Source organism: Chryseobacterium sp. KLBC 52, assembly GCF_003347605.1.
Classification (GTDB): Bacteria; Bacteroidota; Bacteroidia; order Flavobacteriales; family Weeksellaceae; genus Chryseobacterium.
Map to the genome: position 1 here is coordinate 81,145 of NZ_QDFZ01000006.1, position 19,151 is coordinate 100,295.

Here is a 19,151-nt window from a genome sequence, read left to right on the forward strand (position 1 = left end):
TTAGACATTTAGAAAATAAGTATCTGCATCCTCAGGGTTAAAGGGTTCATTGATCCAAAAAATTGTATATAATTCTTCTTCTCCTATATTTTTTATATTGTGCGTAAACCAAATCGGCATATCTACATAAGCAGGTTCAGCACCATCAAGATAGAAGTCGTAAATTTCATCAGTATCTATTTTTCTGAGTTGAATTAAAGCTTTCCCCTTTATTACAGCAAATCTTTCTATTTTTCTTGTATGAAAATGATTTCCTCTCGTGATACCAGAAACGGTAGTAGAAAATGAACATTGTCCACCTATTCCCAATCTGATTACTTCAACAAAGGCACCTCTTTGATCAGTATGTTGTGTAAATTTGACAGGATAATGATCTTTAATATCAAAATAACAACGGAAAGTATTGAACAGATTCAGTTCAAAAGCTGATGTAAGCAATGGAATCTCTCCATTATCAAAATATAATTTCTTATAGTCTTCAAGCTTTGCCAATACTTCAGAGACTTTATTTACTGAAGTATGCCCTACTTCGTAAAGCTCTTTGGTATCTGCCGCTTCTATCTGGCCGATAATTTCCTGTACGAGTTCCCCTACGTAGATCAGTTTCACTTCGCTGTCATTATCAATAAGAGGAGTTTCGCCATGTGTAAGTTTGTAGCAGAAGGTAGCAACAAATGAATTGTAATTTGGTTTTCCAAAAGGTCCGAAAACATTAGGAATAATCATTCCTGTAAATTTTCCGCCAGCTTTTTTTGCCCAGTCTGCCAAAAGCACTCTTCCTTCTTTTTTCGATTTCCCATACAGGTTATCTCTTTCTTCCTGAGAAGATGATGAAAATAAAACGTGCGCCTTTGATCCTGTTCGTTCCAAAGAATCTGTTAATTTCTTTACGAGTTCAATATTGTTATTGAAAATCACTTCAGGATCCGGATGGCGGTTCATTGCTGCTAGGTGTATAATGACATCACATTGTTTTACAAAAGCATCCAGCTGATCCGGATGGTCAAAAAAAGATCTGTCAAAGTCAATTCTTTCATACTGCTCAGGCTTCAACCCCAGTGTATTGTACAGATGTGAGCCTACAAAACCGTTTTGTCCGGTTATTCCTATTTTTTTCATCATTATATATTTTCAAAATAATCCAAAGGGAAACGATGATTATCTTCAATTTCACCTAAAGAATAGTTTACCATTACTAAGAGTTTCGATCCTTTTTCTTTTGCTTGAATTGCGGAAGCATATCCCGCCGGCATGTGAAGTACATCTAATTTTCCGGCATTCAGCTCAAAAGTAAGAATTCTAAGATCTTTTGAAGGTTTTTCCCAATGATCAACTTTAACCAATTTAATAATAAAAGCTCCCTGCATGGCTGTAAACCAACGTTGTTCTGTCTTATGTCCAGTCCATCCTCTTATATAATCGATGCTATTATTTTCAATGCAATATATTCTTTTTATTGCAGAAGCATCATATTGATTATTGAAAAACAAATTTCCTCTTTCATCCGCGTATTTTCCGCCTTCAATAATTTTTGGACTATCCATTCTTCTAGTCCGGATATTGCGTTACATCTTCTCCCAATACTTCTTTTCTGATCAACGGAAGTTTCAAAAGAAGTTTTTTCATTCCTTCTACATCCTGTCGCTTCGTATTATGAGAGTGATAATCTTCTATTTTTGAAATGTCTTTCATACCTTCTGAGAAATACTTATCATAATTAAGATCTCTGTTATCTGCCGGAATTCTGTAGAAATCTCCCATATCTTCTGCCTTCAGCATTTCTTCACGTGTGCAAAGGGTTTCATAAAGCTTTTCTCCATGTCTTGTTCCAATCACTTTTATCGGATTATCTGCTTTAAATAATTCCTTCAGAGCCTGAGCCAGATCACCGATAGTTCCTGCCGGTGCTTTATTTACAAACAGGTCTCCTGTATTCCCATTTTCGAAAGCAAATAATACAAGTTCTACAGCTTCCTCCAATGACATTAAAAACCGGGTCATCTTTGGATCTGTAATGGTAATTGGTTCATTATTTTTGATCTGTTTAACAAATAATGGAATCACAGAACCTCTGGATGCCATAACGTTTCCGTATCTAGTAAGACATACTGTAGTATTTTTCAGATTTCTGGAGGCTGCTACTACAACTTTTTCCATCATTGCTTTGGAAATCCCCATAGCATTGATGGGATAAGCAGCTTTATCTGTACTTAAACAAATTACTTTTTTAACTTTATTATGAGCTGCAGCATCAATTACATTTTGCGTGCCCTCAACATTTGTTTTTACTGCTTGCATTGGAAAAAACTCACAAGAAGGAACTTGCTTTAAAGCTGCGGCATGAAATACATAATCAACTCCTATCATTGCAGATTCAACACTTTTATAATCCCTTACGTCACCGATATAAAACTTCAGCTTATCACTTTTAAACTGATTTCTCATGTCATCCTGCTTCTTTTCATCCCGGGAAAAGATTCTAATTTCTTTAAAATACTCTGTATTTATAAATTTTCTGAGAACAGCGGTTCCAAATGAACCTGTACCTCCAGTAATAAGAAGTACTTTATTTTTTATTTCCATATGTGTTTATTGTATGATTTTTACCTTCAAAATGGGTAATATATCCATTATTTTATTAGTTTTTCTTTTTCTTCAAAAGTAGGATAATTTATTAAGACTGCTTTATAAACTCCCTTGAATACAAACAAGCTTCCTGCAGCAACACCAATTATTCCATGTTTATCAATAACCTGCTTGATGTCACTTAATGAACCTGCACCTCCTAAAACAGTAAGGGGAAGAGAAATCTGTTCTCTAACTTTATCAATAAGCCCCATATCATATCCCTTCATTACCCCATCCTGGTCTATCGAATTGATCACAATCTCGCCTGCTCCCAGTCTCTGGCATTCTTCTGCAAACTTAAATGGGTTTATCCCTGTAGATTTTTTTCCATTATGGGTATACACCTCATACCCTCCGAAAAGTTTTTTCTTTACGTCCAGCACAACAATTACACTTTGTGAGCCTACCCTTTCTGCAATTTCAGTAATTAATTGAGGGTTCTGAAGCACTGCAGAAGATAATGCAATCTTTTCAATTCCCAATCCGAAAATTTTTTGAGCCTGCTCTACTGTTTTCACTCCTCCACCATAGCATAAAGGCATTCGTGATTGATTTGCAATTCTTTCTATTAAGCTATAATTTGGTTCTAAACCTTTTGTAGTAGCATCAATATCAAAAATGGCAAGTTCATCAACTTCTTTTTCGTTAAAAATTCTTACCGCGTTGATAGGATCTCCTACATATTTAGGATTTTTGAAATTAACAGTTTTTACAAGTCCGTTATCCTGGATCAGAAGACTCGGTATAATTCTTGGCCTAAGCATGTGTATTTAAAGTTTTGCAAAGTTGTGTAATAAAATTTCACCATAATGATGGCTTTTCTCCGGATGAAACTGTATTCCATATTTGTTCTCGTGGTGAGCTGCTGAAGCAAATTCACCTGCATAGTCTGTAACAGCCATAATATCCTCCTGATTGTTACAGTGGAAATAATAAGTATGAAGAAAATAAAAAATGGAGTTGTCTTCCAGTCCTTTAAATAATTCGATATCTTTTACCGGTTTAACATCATTCCAACCCATGTGTGGAAGTCGTGTCACCTGGTGAATTTTTGTTTCATCAAATTTTTTAACAGTAGCATCAATCCACTTTAAACCATCAAGTTTCCCTTCGTCGCTGTTATTAGCCATCATCTGCATTCCTACACAAATACCAATTACAGGAATCTTATGTCCCAAAACAAGATCATCCAGTTTATCTCTCATTCCTGAATTGTTCAATTGGGCCATGGCGTGATCAAAATGCCCTACTCCGGGAAGAATGAGTTTTTCCGCTCCTTCAAGATCTTCTTTTGTTTTCGCTATCTTCACCGGAACGTCTACCCTTTTGTATACATTAACGAAGGCATTGATATTTCCAACACCGTAATCAATAATTGTTATCATCTGAATAATCTTTTTTCAAGCCCAAGTTTTCTCATTGCCTGTGCCCCAATTCCTATGAGTGACCTTTTATTCTTATAATCGTTATAAGTCTTATTTTCACCTTCGAATAATTTCTGCAGCTCATCTGTAGTAAGGTCTAATTTATGGGCTACATATTCGAATTCTTTCTGCAAGAACTCTTCAGATAATTCTGGTCTTGAAACTCTATCCAGAGCTTCATCTCTAGTCATTTGTCCCGTAAGGATCAAGCTTGAGAAGTGTGCTCTCCTTTTTTGGTATCCAAATTTCCTAGGTAACCAATAGTCTTCAAAAAACCTTGTAAATCTTGATTCATGATGTTTATGCTGAAAGCTTTCCCATCCATATTTATCAGATAACATTTTTTCTACATCATTTTTGATATACGGAATACAATTAAGAGGCTTATATACTTGCATTCCCAAAACGTATTTATAATAAAGCTTATAGCTCAAAATATCTACAATGGGAAATGTTTTAAGCTCCCTCTTACCAAATTTTTTATGAATATCCAGAATCAAGGTCTTGTCTATTCCTGGATAAGCTCCCCATTCTTCAGGTTCTCTACAACATTCCGTAGAATAGTTTCCTCCTGTAAGAACGTATTTGATTTTATTTTTTTTCGCAAATTTATATAGACCTGAGAAAAAAGCAATGTCCTGAGGCAAATCTTGATCTGCTATCTGAGATTTTAGAAATGCAACCTGAAGATCTTTCATTTCCTCCCAGTTGATTACCTCTGTGTATAGGTCCAAATTAAGCGAGTTGACTAATTTCTCAATATTACTTACGGCTCTATCTGTATTCCAGCCTGCATCTACGTGAAAGATAAGAGGTTTAAGGCCCATTATTTCTTTTGCTACATAGGCGGCATAAGAACTATCTAACCCTCCACTAAGCCCGATAATACAGTCAAAATCCCGGTTTTTACCATCTTTTTTTATTTTTTCTGCTTCCTGCTCAAGTTCTTTAAGTCCTCTTTCATCAGTATGCCAAGTTGGTAAAATACTTTCTTTATAGTTAATATAATAATCACTTTCACCTTTCTCATTAAAAACAATATTAGGATCAGAAGTATCCATAATTGTTTTCGTACATATTTGATAGGTTCTATCTTTTTCCATAATTTTATTTTTCTTTTATCATTATATCTAACATTTCTGTGATATAGTTGTCATAAAATGTGTTAAAATCCATTCTGCTTTTTGCAAATTCCTTGGTTATTTTCGGCTCATTAGTTCTATATGAGTAGTCATCAAAGTTCCATAAAATAAGTCCATCAATACTAAACCCGTTATAGCGCGTTTTCATAATTGTATTAACATAAGTCCTAAAATCACTCTCATCAATTCTTTCATTTCCTAGGCTACTATTTGATGGATGATACCGTGACATAATCAAAGGAAATACTTTTTTATTATATGATCTCGCGATTTTAATCATCTCTCTAGTATTATCTTCTAAATAATTAACATTTTCCACATTAAAATTCAAATTATTATAAAATATATAGATTGATGGAAATAAAACATCACTTTTTATAATAATCTTCTCAATGCTTTTGTATTTTTCATAAAATTTATCAGATCTGTCCCAATAATTTGTAAAAGGAATATAATAATATCCTATTTGAGCTTGCGGTCTTTCATTTTTTACAAATGTGAGTACATCTAAAAATAATTGTAAACTTTTTTTGAAATTTTCACTTGTAGGGGGCTCATTAATAAGATACTCGAGGTATGGAGCCTCAATATCAATGTAAGCCATTCCTGTATCATTTTTGTTAGGAAAAGAACGAGTAACCTCTTCGCGGAGCAGTTTTTCATTAAACGTAAATGGTTTGTTAGGATCCAGAAATTGAGCATCATTAATGAATTTGACCGATTCAATATGATTATCCTTCAGAAAATTTTTAAAACCACTCCCATTATTTCCTGAGCAGATAAGTACCCTAGGAGTATTTTGTATATTCTTTTGCTGTTTATCCTGACTTTTCTTTTGTCCGGTATATTTACAGGAAGTAAGGGTTAAACTAATAAAAATTACATTAATTAGAAATTTTAACATGAGAGAGCGTTTTATTGATTAGGTGATTCCAATCCAAGTACTTGGATGAAGTTTTTAATGCCATTTCTTTTCTTAAACTTAGTTCATCTTCACCATATATGATATCTTCTATACTCTTTTTAATCTGTTCTTTATTAATATCTTCTTTCTTAAGCTCTGTAATTGCGCCAAATTCATTCAGATACTGTACCGACTGTTCCCCTACATCTCCAACAATAAGTGGTAGTCCAGAGGCTATTGCCTGTTGCCAAACAATAGACTGACTTGCAGGAAACACAGCAATATCGGAAGCTGATAGATGTTCATATACTCCCCTATTATTCAACCAGCCAATATAATGAATATTCGGGTTATTATTTGATAATGCCAGTAATTCTTTTTTATATTCCTGATTATGTTGATCTGCATCACCTACAATCAGCAAATGAAGGGTTGTGTCGTTAATTTCATTAAATGCTTTTACTAATAAATCAGTTTTCTTTGCCGGTGTAAATTTTCCACCGGTAAAAATTATAACATCTTCATCATTGATACCCAATTTGTTTCTGATTTCATCTCTAACTCCGCTCTTCTTTATTTCTGCAACCAGATCAGTATCAGCTCCTAATGGTAACAGATCCATTTCATTATGAGGAATATTATATACTTCATTTAAGAATTTTGTACTTCCCGGAACTATTGGATAAAACTTCGAAATATGTTTACGAATAGGATCCATGTAAAAGTACTTTCTGATTACTTTATGTAGTATATTTAAAGACAACCAACCATTTGCTGAATTACTATAGTCTGCATGATAATCCATAATCATTTTAACATGTGGATTCTTTTTTTTATAATCCAACATCTCAAACATATTAGGCATAATATCATGGATATAGAGCAGATCAGGTTGTACTTCTTCCACTATTTTTTTAATGGAAGTATATTTTTTTATTTTTCCTAAAAAATTAAACTTAAAAGGTAATTTTATAATTTTTGCACCATGATCATAGATCACTTTCGCCGGCAGTGAATTATCATGCTTGTTGTTATAATAATCAAAAACATTCTCATATGTGGAAGTAATTACTGTAACTTCATGTCCATGTTTTGTGTAATATTTAACCAATAAATTTTCTTGATACTCCAAACTTTCTATATAAAGTTCACAAAGCATTAATATTTTCATTTTTTATTTGAGTTTTTAAACTTTAAAATTTTTTTTTCCAAATACTACTTCATTGATGCTACCTTAACTTGGTGGTACTAATTATTATCATTTTTTTAATACAATTTTATCTATAAGCCTTATACAGAATGAATCACCTTCTTTGATGTGGAATCCATCCGGAAATTGTATTGTACAAGATATATCGAAATCCAGAATAGATTTATCCTCCAAGCGTCAAAGGACCCGCTTTTCATATCTTCAAGAAAAAAAAGAAGACATATAACATATAGTACCAAAAGCTTTTTATCTTTTCTCACAATTTCCAAATTATATATAAAGAAATAGAGATAGATCGATAGATAGGCTAATCCTCCAATAAGTCCTAGTTCTATCATACTTTCAAGCAGCAAATTATGTGGATATTCAACCTGATCAATTCCTGTAAGTGCAATTCCGGAACTTCCTATTCCTGTTCCTATAAACGGATGACTGTAAAAGCTTTCCAAACCTTTGTTAATAACCATTACCCTATAAATAACACTTTCATCTTCCTGGGATGCTTTTAAAAGATTAAATCGATCAATATTTACATTTTCTATAATGAAGTCTATAATATCATGAAGATAGAATAAGATAACAAAAAAAGCTGTTGCAGCAGAAAGTACTACTTTATAATTTAGTTTAATATTTTTCAGGTTAAGAAAATAATAAACCCCTATGCAAAGAATCAAATTAAAAAAAGGTCCTCTTCCACCAAGTTGAGTCAGTAAAAATAATAAGATGATTCTGTAAATAATCAGAGGAGCGGTAACCCGCTGACTTGACATAGAAAAAATGAAACATGCTGAAAGCATGATTCCTACGGCAAGATAAGTCGGAATGCTTTCTGAATATTGTGTGACATCAAAAAATATGATAAAGGTGTACGTGAAATAGACATATAATAATACGAGTATAGCAAACCCTCCAATCACATACATAAGGTTTTTAAGTTCTTCAAAAACAATATTCTTAAATACTATAAATGGATACAAAACGGTCAAAAAATTAAGTATCATCGCAATATTCTTTTTTTCAGAATAGATGTAAGATACTGTATATAAATTTGAAACCATGAAAAGAAACATCAACAGTAAAATTAAAAGTACCTGACTATACACTTCTCTTCTAAAAATAGTAATTGATTTTATCTCAAAAACTAAAACCATTACACATAAGAAAGCTCCTAATAGAGTAATATCAATTGGAAAAGGAATCCATTTAAGGGATCCAGAAAATACGAAAATAAAATATATAAATACTTTAAAAAAGTTATAGGAAAAAACTGTTTTAAGAAAGTTTCTCATCTATTTTCTGTTTTTATTTAAAAATTCCAAATAAACATTCTTGTAAAACCCCATCTCCCTATATACATACGCGTTATGCCATAATATGATAAAATCTCCCCCTGTTCTTCGTATTCTTTGTGAAAGAAGATCTAAAGACTGTTTTGCTTCTGCAACCGAATAGTTTTTGTATGAGCTTAGAGTAACATCCATAGCAATGAGTGGTTTTTCTTTTAATTTATATGGCATATCATTCGTAAAATCATAGGGATGGAACTCATGGGATGTTCCACATTTAAAACCTTCTTCCTCAGCAAATCCCATAGTATAATCTACTTCTACTCCTTCAGCCTGCAGATTATCAAAGGTCTGTTGTCTATCAAATCTTAAATAGTGTTGCCTGGAGTGCACTATAGGATGTCCTATTGCTTCTTTTACTCTTTCAATCTCCATTTTTAGAGTATTCCTATCTTTATAAGTATAAAATCCAGGGTGAACCCCGGCAATCATATGAGCATCTTTTATTTGATTTAAAATTGCTTTTAAATTTTTATCGCGAATATTTTGTCCAGCGTCAAATGCAGATGGATTTGCCCCCATAAAGAAAAAAATGGACTTTAGCCCATTAGCTTCCGAATCTTTAAGAAGGGTTTCTATGCCTTTAAAATAAGGATCTCTACGTTGATCTGACAGGCTCTGAAAAAAAAACTTTACTGCAATTATAACTTCTTTTATATTTTTTGATCTGAGCAGCTGTGATAGAATTGATTTTATTGATTTTACAGTTCCTGTAAATCGGTAAATATCATCAATATCATGTGTTGGAGTTATTGAAAATTGTCTGGGTTTAATTTCTAGATCAGGATATTCTTTTTTTAGAATTATCCTAATCAACATGGCATATTCATCTACTAAAGGTATTTTAATAGTATTGTACTTCTTGGCAATACTATTTTTATATAGAAATCTATCATGTTCATCTCTTTCTGCAGAGACTAGCTCATCCAAACCCGATAATAGGATAAATGATAAAGAAAGAATATCAAAATTGAAAATGATTTTTTCATTTTCTGTATGGTAAAGTATATTTTCTTTACCAATTTTAAGAATCGGGATCTTATAATAATCATCAAATGCAGAAATATCTGAAAGTTTAAGATCGCCGCTAAGAAGTTTATTAAAATCTTCAGTTCCGCAAATACTGAAATTGATATTTTTACCTCTTACTTTAATTTCAATATTTGTTTCTGAAATTTCAACAATAGAAAATTCAATTTTATATCCCAGAGCAATCTCCAAGATAGTATCAATTGTATATTTTAATGCATTTTCAGTTCTCATTGAAAAAAAAATTCTCTGCTTGAATTTTTGTCATGGATTCTCCATGTCCTCCAAAAATAATTTCCACCTCATCAAGATTCAGTACTTCATGAATAGACTTTTCTGCCATTTTTTTATTACCTGAAGGTAATTTTGTTACTGTTTTTTCGCCATTTATCATCAGATCACCTACAAATATATCTTTATTGATTTTAATACTTATACAAGAATCTGAATGTCCCTGTGTAGGATAAAACTCTATTTTCTGACCATGCCAGTTAATGATACACTTTTCAGTAACAGCTATATATTTTTCAATTTTATAAGAAAACTGTTTCCCATAAAATACTGAAAGATTTTTTTTACTGTTTTGTATATATAAAAGGGACTCACTGCTTAAAATGCATATAGGATTATATCGGGATATTATATCTTCTACCCCGTATACATGATCAAAATGTCCATGAGTAATTATGCAGTATTCGATAGTAATATTTTCCTTATCAATAAAGTCATATAGCTCTTGATGATTTTGGGTACCGGGATCTATGATTATTCCATATTTCTGTTCATTAAAAATTAAGAAACAGTTTGAGTCTACAGGCCTATTTTCAAATTTTCTGATGGATATCTGCATTTTTAGGAAGATATATTTATAGAACGCCCACCGTCTACAGTCATCTGTTGTCCTGTAATCCATCTCGCATCAGCAGATAATAAATAGTTTACTGCGTCAGCAATATCTTTTGCATACCCAATTCCTAAAGGATACTGAGCTTGCATTCTGTCCATTACAGCCTCATTATCAAATATGTTTTGAGTCATTTTTGTCAGTACTGCACCTGGTAATACGGAGTTAATTCTAACCCTTGGAGCTAGCTCTACTGCCAAATTACGCATCAATCCATCCAAAGCAGACTTGGAAGCACCATAAGTACTCATAGCTTTTGCTCCGCGGTTGCTAATATTACTTGAAATAAACACTACAGAATTCAATAATGAATTATTGATTTTTTTATTAACAAGCAGTTTAATAAGTAAGTTTGCTGAGAAAACGTTTGTCGTAAAACACTCCATCATAAAATCATTATTAACCAGTTTCAATGGAATCATTTTCATAAATCCGGCACAGTGTACCAGCTTATGAACATTAATACTATTCTCATTGAGAAATTGTACAAATGTTTTTTCTGTATTTTCCAAATTACTTAGATCTAGAGCCAGAATATGCGATGTACAGCCGTCTGAAAGCTTATTTTTAAGTTCATTTAGCTTCTCTACATTTCTACCTGTAAGAACCAAATCATAGGCTTCTGATAATTTTACAGCTATCTCTTCTCCGATTCCTGCTGTAGCTCCTGTTAATAAAACTGTTTCTCTCATTTTTTATATTGCTGTGAATCCTCCGTCCACTGATAAAATTGTTCCGGTTATCCATTTGCTCATGTCTGAAGCTAAAAAAACGGCTGCATTTGCAATATCCTGTGCTTCTCCAAGCCCCATAGGATGAAGAGCATTTAATCTCTGACTATATTCATCATCAAAGATACTTGAAACGCCATCCAGCATTTCAGTTTTTATAAATCCGGGAGCAATACAGTTTACTCTTATTTTCTTTCCGGCCATTTCAATTGCTAGAGACTTGGTAATTCCATGTAATGCAGATTTGGACATTGAATATGCCACATTTGCAGATGATCCTACAATTCCGTAGACAGATGAAATAAACGTGATAGATGGATGTTCTCCTCTATGGTTTTTGACACTGCAGAATATTTTTGAAAGCTCAAGAGCCGCTAATGTATTAATTTTGAAAACTTTTTCAGCAGTTTCAGCCTTAAGTGTCTTTAATGGCTGTACACAAGGGATTCCCGCAACATTCACCAAACCGTCAAGCTTTCCTATTTCTGAAATTTTACTTTCTACGGCCTGCTTTAATCCGGTGATATCTGAAAGGTCATGTACCAACAGTAAAGAATTATTCTTACAAAGTTTCTGTGTTTCTTTAAGTCCATCTTCATTGATATCAAGTAACAACAGATTTGCCCCTAATAAAGATAGGCTAACTGCTGTTACTCTACCAATACCTGACCCGGCACCGGTGATCATTATATTTTTAGAAGAAAAATCCAGAAAACCAGTTTCTTTAAGCATTCTGTTTAGATAAAATTAAATTATATAGTCCTTCAACAGTTTTAGAATCTGTAATTTCCTGATTGACTAATGATACTCCATATTCTTCATCTGCCATAGCAATAATTGAAAGAGTAGCCAGAGAATCCCAAGCTTCAAAGCTTGTAAGGTTATCCGCAAGATTTACCTGATCTACTTCTAAAATTTCTGACATTTGTTCCAAAAAATTTTCCATATTTATATTTTAAGTTTAAACTTCTATTTGTCTACAAAAATTCATATTTCCTATATTCATAACGATAGTCCCCCAAGTAAGTCCTACTCCAAAACCTGAAAAACAAACATCCATAGTTTCTTTTTCAAGTCTTTCTCCAATATTAAATGTAGTAGTAACAGGTATTGTAACTCCACTGGAGTTGCCGTGATTTTCCACCACATTGCTTGGAAGTTTGTCTCTGCTTACGCCAATTTTATCGGCTAGTTTCTGAAGCATAAACTTATTCGGCTGATGGAATAGAAAATATTCGATTTCATCCACTTTTTTTCCTGCTTCTTCCAAAATGCGTTCTACTTGTTTAGGTACGTTTGTCTGTACAAAGTTGAAAACATTGTCTCCCTGCATAACCAGATGATTTTTACTTCTTTTGTTTCCAAAAGAGTCTTCATAAAGCTCTCCAGTTTCTGCGGTGATTGGACATCGTGCTCCACCAGCAGGGATATTAAGTGCCATTGCACCTTTTCCGTCCATTAATATTTCACCATAGATAAGGTTGTTATTTTCATCTTTTTCTACGATGGTAATAGCTGCAGCATCTCCTATAAGAGGATTACTGTTTCTATCCTGTTTTGAAACTTTTGGACTTAAAACATCGGCATTACAAAGTAAAACTTTATTAATTGAAGGATTATCCAGTAACATAAATGCTTGTTGAAGTCCAATAATAAATCCCGCGCAGCCCTGATTAATATCCATACATAAAACATGGTCTGATAAATCCAGATACTGATGCAGTAAGTTGCTCGTAGGAGGCATTATATATTCTGGAGACTGAGAAACAAATAGAATGGCATCTATCTCTTCTTTATTCAATAATCTTTTATCCAGAAGATAATCAAATCCTTTTATCACCAAATCGTAGCTGGTAATATTCTCAGATTCCACAATACGTTTTGTATTAAATCCCATCGCCATTTTCAGCTTAAGAGATTTTGCTTCTGAGAAAGAATAATTATGCATTTCATCTTCAAATTTCACAACATTTGCAGGAAGAATGCTAAGTATCCCTGATATTTTTTTATTTGATGTTTTAATTTTCATAATTATACAGCGCCATTTCTCTTTAAAACATTTTCGATAGATTCTAATGTTTCAAAGTTTTCAGGCAAAATATCTGTTCCATCTATCGAGATTGAAAATTGCTCATCCAAAGTTGTCACCAAAGAAACCATATCAAAGGAATCCAATAATCCTCGGCTGATAAAATCTGTTTCCTGAGAGAAATCAAATTCTGGTCTTACACTGTTTAATATCTCAATTATTTTATTCTTCATATTTAAGTCTTTTATTTAATAGTACTATATTATACATTTCTTCTTCTACAAATCCAAAATGTTTATATCTTTTAATAGCATTTTCATTAGTATCAATTACCCAAAAGATTTCTCTCTTTACATCTTCAAATTTAGTAAAAAACACGTCCATAAGCTTGGATCCTATTTTTTTACTCCTATGATCAGGTGACACAAACCAATATCTGAGATGGGAAGTAATTCCATTCTTTTCAAAAATAATAAATCCCTGAATTTCATAATCATCTGAATAATAATAAACATCCTTTTGTTCTATCATTTTCTGAAGTTCCCTCCGGGTAGGAATCTGTTCTGCAAATTTATTAAAATATTTGTGATAAATATTTTGCAGTTCCTCTAACCTATCTTCTCCAAGCTGATAAATATTGTCTGGAAGATTGAATTGAGCCATTTCCTTTCGCATCTTATTCATCCTCATAAGTCTTGTATATTTACAAAAACCTGTGTTTGTGAACTCAGAAAGTATGCCTTTAAGATAGTCTTGGTTGCCAACAATTTCAGAAACAATCATTACATTTTCAAATTGTTTATTAATTATCTCAAGATTTTTTTTAAGATCATTAAGATCATTTGTGATAAAAAAAAATTTATAGAAGTTATCTTGTTCAATCAGGAAATATAATCCATTTTCAGAACGGTATGCAATTGTTTTTTTTCCATCAGTCAGGAAACCAAACTTTTCTTCAGACAAAAAGAAATTTGTACAAAATGTTTTACTTCTAAGTCTTATTTGATCTTCCTTAATAAGATTAAAATCAAGTGCTCCTGTTTCTTCCATTTAAGAATTGATTTGTCGATTTAAAAGTGCTCTGTCTATTTTACCGTTAGGATTTCTAGGCATTTCTGCTAGAAACTTATAAGAAGTTGGGATCATATATTTAGGAAGTACATTTAAGATTTCTTTTCTGAAGACATTAGGCTCTACTTCTGTATCATTTTCATACACCAGAACAATCTCTTTTCTCTCTCTGTTATAAACGCAACAAGCGTTTTTAACAAGCTTGAGACTGTTTACAACAATATGTTCAATTTCTCCTAATTCAATTCTGTACCCTTGGTGTTTTACAAGGGTATCTTTTCTTCCTTTAAATATTATTTCTCCTCTTTCATTTACAGAGACAATATCTCCCGTTCTGTAAATTGTTTCAGGATAATGCTTATTCAATGGATTGTTAACGAATGCTGCTGCTGTTTTTTCAGGAGCATTGTAGTATCCTAAAGCTAAGGAAGAACCTCTCACACATAATTCTCCCTCTTCGCCTTTCTCTGCTAGTTTATTTTCATCAGTAATGATTAATACATCTGTATTTCTATAAGGAAATCCTATCGGCAATGGCTCATTATCACTAAACTCTCTGTTTATGATATAATAAGTACAATCAAGTGTGATTTCTATAGGCCCATAAAGGTTAGCAAATTTCGTATGGGGCAAGGACTTGTACCAATAGTTAAATTGTTTTGTAGGGAATACTTCACCTGCAAACCAAACTAGCTTTAAAGAGGATAGGTCTATTGATTTCAAAAGATCCATATTGGCAATATTCACCATAATAGTAGGTACCCAGAATATAAAACTTATTTTCTCCTTTTCCAGTACTTCAAGGATTTTTATAGGGAATGCCGCCATATGTTCCGGAAGTACTACTATTGTACTGGAATGGGCCATCAACATACATAATTCATAACTATAAATATCAAAAATAACCGGAGAAAGAGATCCTATAATTTCATTATCTGAAAACTTAAATATTTCATTGGATATTTCAATGAAATCTATAAAGCTTCTGTGATTCAGGGCTACGCTTTTAGGTACCCCTGTAGATCCTGATGTATTGATAATACAAGACATATCCGTATCAATAGATCTGTCCTCAAGTCTTAAATAAAGGTCTTGAGACTCTTTATCATGATCAAAAACCTGGTTAAAATCAATATCATCAATGATGATCAGTTTCTCTTCGGGATAAATACTTTCAATATTCTTCTTAAAAGCATTTGTTGTAATTAAATATTCAGGTTCAACAAGATTTAAAATTGCGGAAACTCTTTGCAAAGGACTTTTAACATCCAGATTTAAATAGGCATTTCCAGAAAACATAATCCCAAGATCTGCTGTTACGCAGTGGATGGATTTGGGTAAATAAACTGCCACCGGCTTGTTTAAAATATCTTTTTTTGCCAGCAATAGCATTGCCACAATAGCAGTTCTTTTATAAAGATTTTCAAAGCTGATTTTATCTTCATTTTCTACGACAGCTGTTTTATCAGGGAATCGTTTTGTTGTGTTGATAAAATATTCAATCAGATTTTTTTTCATACGTAATATTTATTTGCTAAATGTATATTTTTTTGGATCCGGATCTGTATAGACCACAATTCCTTTTTTGCCTAATTCAATAACACGATGAACAACATATTCAGCATCAAACATTGTGATATTGAGATTTGAAAGCTTTTCTATTTTATATTTACCCGGGTCAAAATATTTTTTTACAACTCCCCAATGTGATTTTTCGGTAAAACTATAATAAAAGTCATCTTCTTTAGTCAGATAATTTTTAGTGATGATTTCACCATTCTCTTTTTTAATATTGATCTTTGCATTTTTTTTAAAAAACAGATCAAAATATTCATACTTTCTTCTTAATATACTGTCTGCACAATGCATTATAGTTCCCACATGATGTTTTCCTAATCCTAATGAAAACACTTTTGCCTTTACATCAGCAAGTTTATAATAAGGAGAATTTTCATCCCAAGAAGATTCAGAATACACATGAGATTCTGTCAAATATTTGGCTAATTTTCCAAATGCAGCTACAGAGTGGTAATCAAGGCTTCTTTCTATTTTTTTATAATTTCTGAAAACTTCTGGCAATAAACCGGCTAACGTGGGGGTTGTTTTAATACTAAACGTTCCTCCTTTCTTTCTTATTAATGGATATGACGGCATTAAAAGAGTTCCCTCTTCACCAATTAAATCCAGCACCATATCAATAAAGGTTTCGGGAGTACCTTCATAATTATAAAATTCATCCCAAGAACTATGAATAAAAATTACATTTCCTTTTTGTACACCCATTTTCCGGAATTTCTCAGCTAATTCTTCAGAGGTAATTTTTTTTCGATAAACTTGTTTATCGAACTTCCTTTTATATTTATTTCTTAGATGAGTTAATGATCTTACTTTCAGTCTATTCCTCAGAAGATCGAAAATTTTTCTTTTCATTGTTGTCTAAACTTTTCCAATTGCAAGTCTATACGTCATTATCATTTGAATTAAATACGTAATACTTCTTCCAACAGACAATAGTAATAGTGTATAAACGACATCACCTTTAAATAAGATATACCCAAACCCTAATGATGCTACAGTAAAAATAAGAAATAACATCTGCCATAAAAAATCAAATTTTTGTTTTTCTGCAATTACAAATAGCCATCCTGTAGGCATTGTTATAAAACTCAGCAGATACATTACACATAATATCTGCGCAAATATCCCGGAATCTTTCCATTGGCTGCCAAAGAAAAACGCAAAAAGATCCGGAGCAAAAATAAAAAGAATGATGAATGGTGGTAAAGCACAGGCTATTAACAATAATGTTGTTTTTTTATATATTCCGGAACACTCACCATTATTTCTATAATCCTCAGCGGCTTTCTGTTTAAATACATCTTTTACAGCATTTCCAATAAATGATAACGGAACGCCCAAAAACCGGTCAGTAAGTGCATAAAATCCCACTACTTTAAACCCAAATTGAGATGTTAGATAAAAAATAACAATTTGGACAGACAATGTATTAATCAACTGGCCTGGTATATTAAATTTAGCAAAATTAATATACTTGAAAAAGAGTTTCTTCATCACTCTTTTGTCAATATTTCTGAAACTCGCTTTGTCTTTTTTTAAAACAATATAAAATCCTGAAACAACTGACAATACCTGTCCAAAAATCTGTCCTTTAATAAGTCCAAGACTTAAAATATTTATTTGAGGAAGTAATGCTGAAATTCCAGCAATAGAAGAGTTATTAATAATTTTATTCTTAACAAGATTCTGAAAATATTTCTTCCTTACAAACCATTCATTTAACAGGTTAAATGCTGAAAATAACAATCCTGCCAAAGGAATGTATACCAAAAAATTATTATGGCTTTCAAAATTGAAAGCCTTATAAATAAATGTATCAAACAAATAAATAATTACAGAACTCAACGCAAAAAAGAAAACGCCTATTCCTAAACACAGCACTATTAAATTAGCTGCAACTGAGTCTTTTTTCGGAAGAATAACAGCCATTTCATATTTAAGCATCATAAATACCAATAAAAATGAAAGTACCGCTGAAAAATTAGAAAATACCCCAAAGTCTTCTGGAGTATAGATTCTGGTTAGGAGAAACGAAAAAAGAATAGGTATTAATTGTGCAAAGAAAGAACCTCCGATCATCACCAAGAGGTTTTTCCTGAAATCACTGCTAAGCATTTCTTTAAGCCGAAGAATAATATTATTTATTGGCATAAATTCTTTCGATAATATCTACTACTTTCAACCCTTCCAAAGCATTGGTTGTAATGGTATTTCTTCCTTTTAATACGTCTACTACATTTTCAATAATATAGTGATGATTAGCTGCAGAACCTTTATATGCGCCATAATCATTTCCTGGATTGGTAGGAGGAAGTTCCGGCATCACATAATCTTTCACATTGCACACCTCAACTTTATCCATATATTGCCCTCCAATTTTTATTGCACCGTTCTCTGCAATAATTGTCATTGAACTTTCAAGGTTTTGATTCCATACTGAAGTAGAATAGTTTAATGCTCCCATCCCACCGTTTACGAAATCGAAACTAATAAATCCTGAGTCTTCAAAATCTGTAAGAGTCTGGTGATTAAAATCAGCAAATTTTGCCTGTATATTGGTAATATCACCGAACAGCCAGTACATAATATCTATAAAATGAGAAAACTGTGTAAATAATGTTCCACCATCCAGATCTTTCTTTCCGTGCCATGATTCCGGCTTATAGTATCTGTCATCACGATTCCAGTAGCAATTAAGCTGAACCATGTATACTTCACCCAATTTTCCGCTTTCTACCATTTCTTTAACCCAGGCAGAGGGTGGAGAATAACGGTTTTGCATTACCGCAAAAACCTGTTTGTGTTTGTGCAGAGCCTGAAAAATAAGTTTTTCTGCATCTTGCTTATTCAAAGTCAGTGGTTTTTCCACAACAATATGCTTTCCGGCATCAATGGCTTTATAAGATTGTTCAAAGTGGAATCCGTTGGGAGTAGCAATATTGATAACATCTGCTTCTATTCCTGCTTTCAAAAATTCATCTAATGATGTAAAGAAAGGAACATCATAGCTTTCAATTCCTAAAGAAGATTTATCCTTTATATCTATTAGAGCTACAAGCTCACATTCAGAATTTCTTGTGATCATCTCAGCATGTCTCTTGCCGATATGCCCGCAGCCCACTACTGCAAATTTTATTTTTTCACTCATTTGCATA

At 32.5% G+C, this 19,151-nt stretch carries 21 protein-coding genes; all 21 read right to left on the minus strand.

The features are described from left to right. Complete coding sequence (locus DDF69_RS07935; protein ID WP_114820315.1) at positions 1–1,119, minus strand: NAD-dependent epimerase/dehydratase family protein; 1,119 nt, start codon at positions 1,117–1,119, stop codon at positions 1–3. Positions 1,120–1,121: 2 nt separating this feature from the next. Further along, a complete protein-coding gene (locus DDF69_RS07940) occupies positions 1,122–1,544 on the minus strand; it encodes a WxcM-like domain-containing protein (RefSeq protein WP_114820316.1) in 423 nt (140 codons plus the stop codon). 4 nt (positions 1,545–1,548) lie between these two features. Then, on the minus strand, positions 1,549–2,583 hold the full coding sequence (locus DDF69_RS07945; protein WP_114820317.1) for a polysaccharide biosynthesis protein: 1,035 nt from the start codon (positions 2,581–2,583) through the stop codon (positions 1,549–1,551). A 47-nt stretch (positions 2,584–2,630) separates the two neighbouring features. Next, a complete protein-coding gene (locus tag DDF69_RS07950) occupies positions 2,631–3,392 on the minus strand; it encodes an AglZ/HisF2 family acetamidino modification protein (RefSeq protein ID WP_114820318.1) in 762 nt (253 codons plus the stop codon). Positions 3,393–3,398: 6 nt separating this feature from the next. Next, positions 3,399–4,013: an imidazole glycerol phosphate synthase subunit HisH gene (gene hisH / locus DDF69_RS07955; RefSeq protein ID WP_114820319.1), complete on the minus strand. Its 615-nt coding sequence runs from the start codon at positions 4,011–4,013 to the stop codon at positions 3,399–3,401. Next, the gene (locus DDF69_RS07960) at positions 4,010–5,155 is read right to left on the minus strand and encodes an N-acetyl sugar amidotransferase (protein ID WP_114820320.1); all 1,146 of its coding nucleotides are present in this window, start codon (positions 5,153–5,155) and stop codon (positions 4,010–4,012) included. The genes hisH and DDF69_RS07960 overlap by 4 nt, the downstream gene beginning before the upstream one ends. A 4-nt stretch (positions 5,156–5,159) precedes the next feature. Beyond that, the gene (locus DDF69_RS07965) at positions 5,160–6,098 is read right to left on the minus strand and encodes a hypothetical protein (RefSeq protein WP_114820321.1); all 939 of its coding nucleotides are present in this window, start codon (positions 6,096–6,098) and stop codon (positions 5,160–5,162) included. Beyond that, positions 6,079–7,269 (minus strand): glycosyltransferase family 4 protein, encoded by a 1,191-nt coding sequence (locus DDF69_RS07970; protein WP_114820322.1) that lies wholly within the window; start codon positions 7,267–7,269, stop codon positions 6,079–6,081. The genes DDF69_RS07965 and DDF69_RS07970 overlap by 20 nt, the downstream gene beginning before the upstream one ends. A 119-nt stretch (positions 7,270–7,388) precedes the next feature. Then, positions 7,389–8,309 (minus strand): O-antigen ligase family protein, encoded by a 921-nt coding sequence (locus DDF69_RS07975; protein WP_162800889.1) that lies wholly within the window; start codon positions 8,307–8,309, stop codon positions 7,389–7,391. 288 nt (positions 8,310–8,597) lie between these two features. Beyond that, positions 8,598–9,917, minus strand: a complete 1,320-nt coding sequence (locus DDF69_RS07980; RefSeq protein WP_114820324.1) for a polysaccharide deacetylase family protein — start codon at positions 9,915–9,917, stop codon at positions 8,598–8,600. Continuing rightward, positions 9,907–10,533: an MBL fold metallo-hydrolase gene (locus DDF69_RS07985; protein ID WP_162800890.1), complete on the minus strand. Its 627-nt coding sequence runs from the start codon at positions 10,531–10,533 to the stop codon at positions 9,907–9,909. Before DDF69_RS07985 ends, DDF69_RS07980 begins: the two co-directional genes overlap by 11 nt. 2 nt (positions 10,534–10,535) lie before the next feature. Further along, entirely contained in the window at positions 10,536–11,279 is a 744-nt protein-coding gene (locus DDF69_RS07990; protein WP_114820326.1) for an SDR family NAD(P)-dependent oxidoreductase, read from the minus strand. A 3-nt stretch (positions 11,280–11,282) separates the two neighbouring features. Then, complete coding sequence (locus tag DDF69_RS07995) at positions 11,283–12,050, minus strand: SDR family NAD(P)-dependent oxidoreductase (protein WP_114820327.1); 768 nt, start codon at positions 12,048–12,050, stop codon at positions 11,283–11,285. Further along, positions 12,043–12,243 (minus strand): acyl carrier protein, encoded by a 201-nt coding sequence (locus tag DDF69_RS08000; protein ID WP_227944283.1) that lies wholly within the window; start codon positions 12,241–12,243, stop codon positions 12,043–12,045. Before DDF69_RS08000 ends, DDF69_RS07995 begins: the two co-directional genes overlap by 8 nt. Before the next feature lie 36 nt (positions 12,244–12,279). Continuing rightward, the gene (locus DDF69_RS08005; protein ID WP_114820328.1) at positions 12,280–13,347 is read right to left on the minus strand and encodes a 3-oxoacyl-ACP synthase III family protein; all 1,068 of its coding nucleotides are present in this window, start codon (positions 13,345–13,347) and stop codon (positions 12,280–12,282) included. Positions 13,348–13,349: 2 nt separating this feature from the next. Further along, on the minus strand, positions 13,350–13,580 hold the full coding sequence (locus DDF69_RS08010) for an acyl carrier protein (protein ID WP_047386878.1): 231 nt from the start codon (positions 13,578–13,580) through the stop codon (positions 13,350–13,352). Then, entirely contained in the window at positions 13,570–14,397 is an 828-nt protein-coding gene (locus tag DDF69_RS08015; RefSeq protein ID WP_114820329.1) for a GNAT family N-acetyltransferase, read from the minus strand. Before DDF69_RS08015 ends, DDF69_RS08010 begins: the two co-directional genes overlap by 11 nt. After that, positions 14,398–15,936 (minus strand): amino acid adenylation domain-containing protein, encoded by a 1,539-nt coding sequence (locus tag DDF69_RS08020; protein WP_114820330.1) that lies wholly within the window; start codon positions 15,934–15,936, stop codon positions 14,398–14,400. 9 nt (positions 15,937–15,945) lie between these two features. After that, a complete protein-coding gene (locus DDF69_RS08025; protein WP_114820331.1) occupies positions 15,946–16,848 on the minus strand; it encodes an AAC(3) family N-acetyltransferase in 903 nt (300 codons plus the stop codon). Between the two features lie 6 nt (positions 16,849–16,854). Further along, the gene (locus DDF69_RS08030) at positions 16,855–18,147 is read right to left on the minus strand and encodes a lipopolysaccharide biosynthesis protein (RefSeq protein WP_114820332.1); all 1,293 of its coding nucleotides are present in this window, start codon (positions 18,145–18,147) and stop codon (positions 16,855–16,857) included. Continuing rightward, positions 18,134–19,144, minus strand: coding sequence for a Gfo/Idh/MocA family protein (locus tag DDF69_RS08035; RefSeq protein ID WP_114820471.1), 1,011 nt, complete (start codon positions 19,142–19,144; stop codon positions 18,134–18,136). The genes DDF69_RS08030 and DDF69_RS08035 overlap by 14 nt, the downstream gene beginning before the upstream one ends. Between the last annotated feature and the right edge of the window lie 7 nt (positions 19,145–19,151).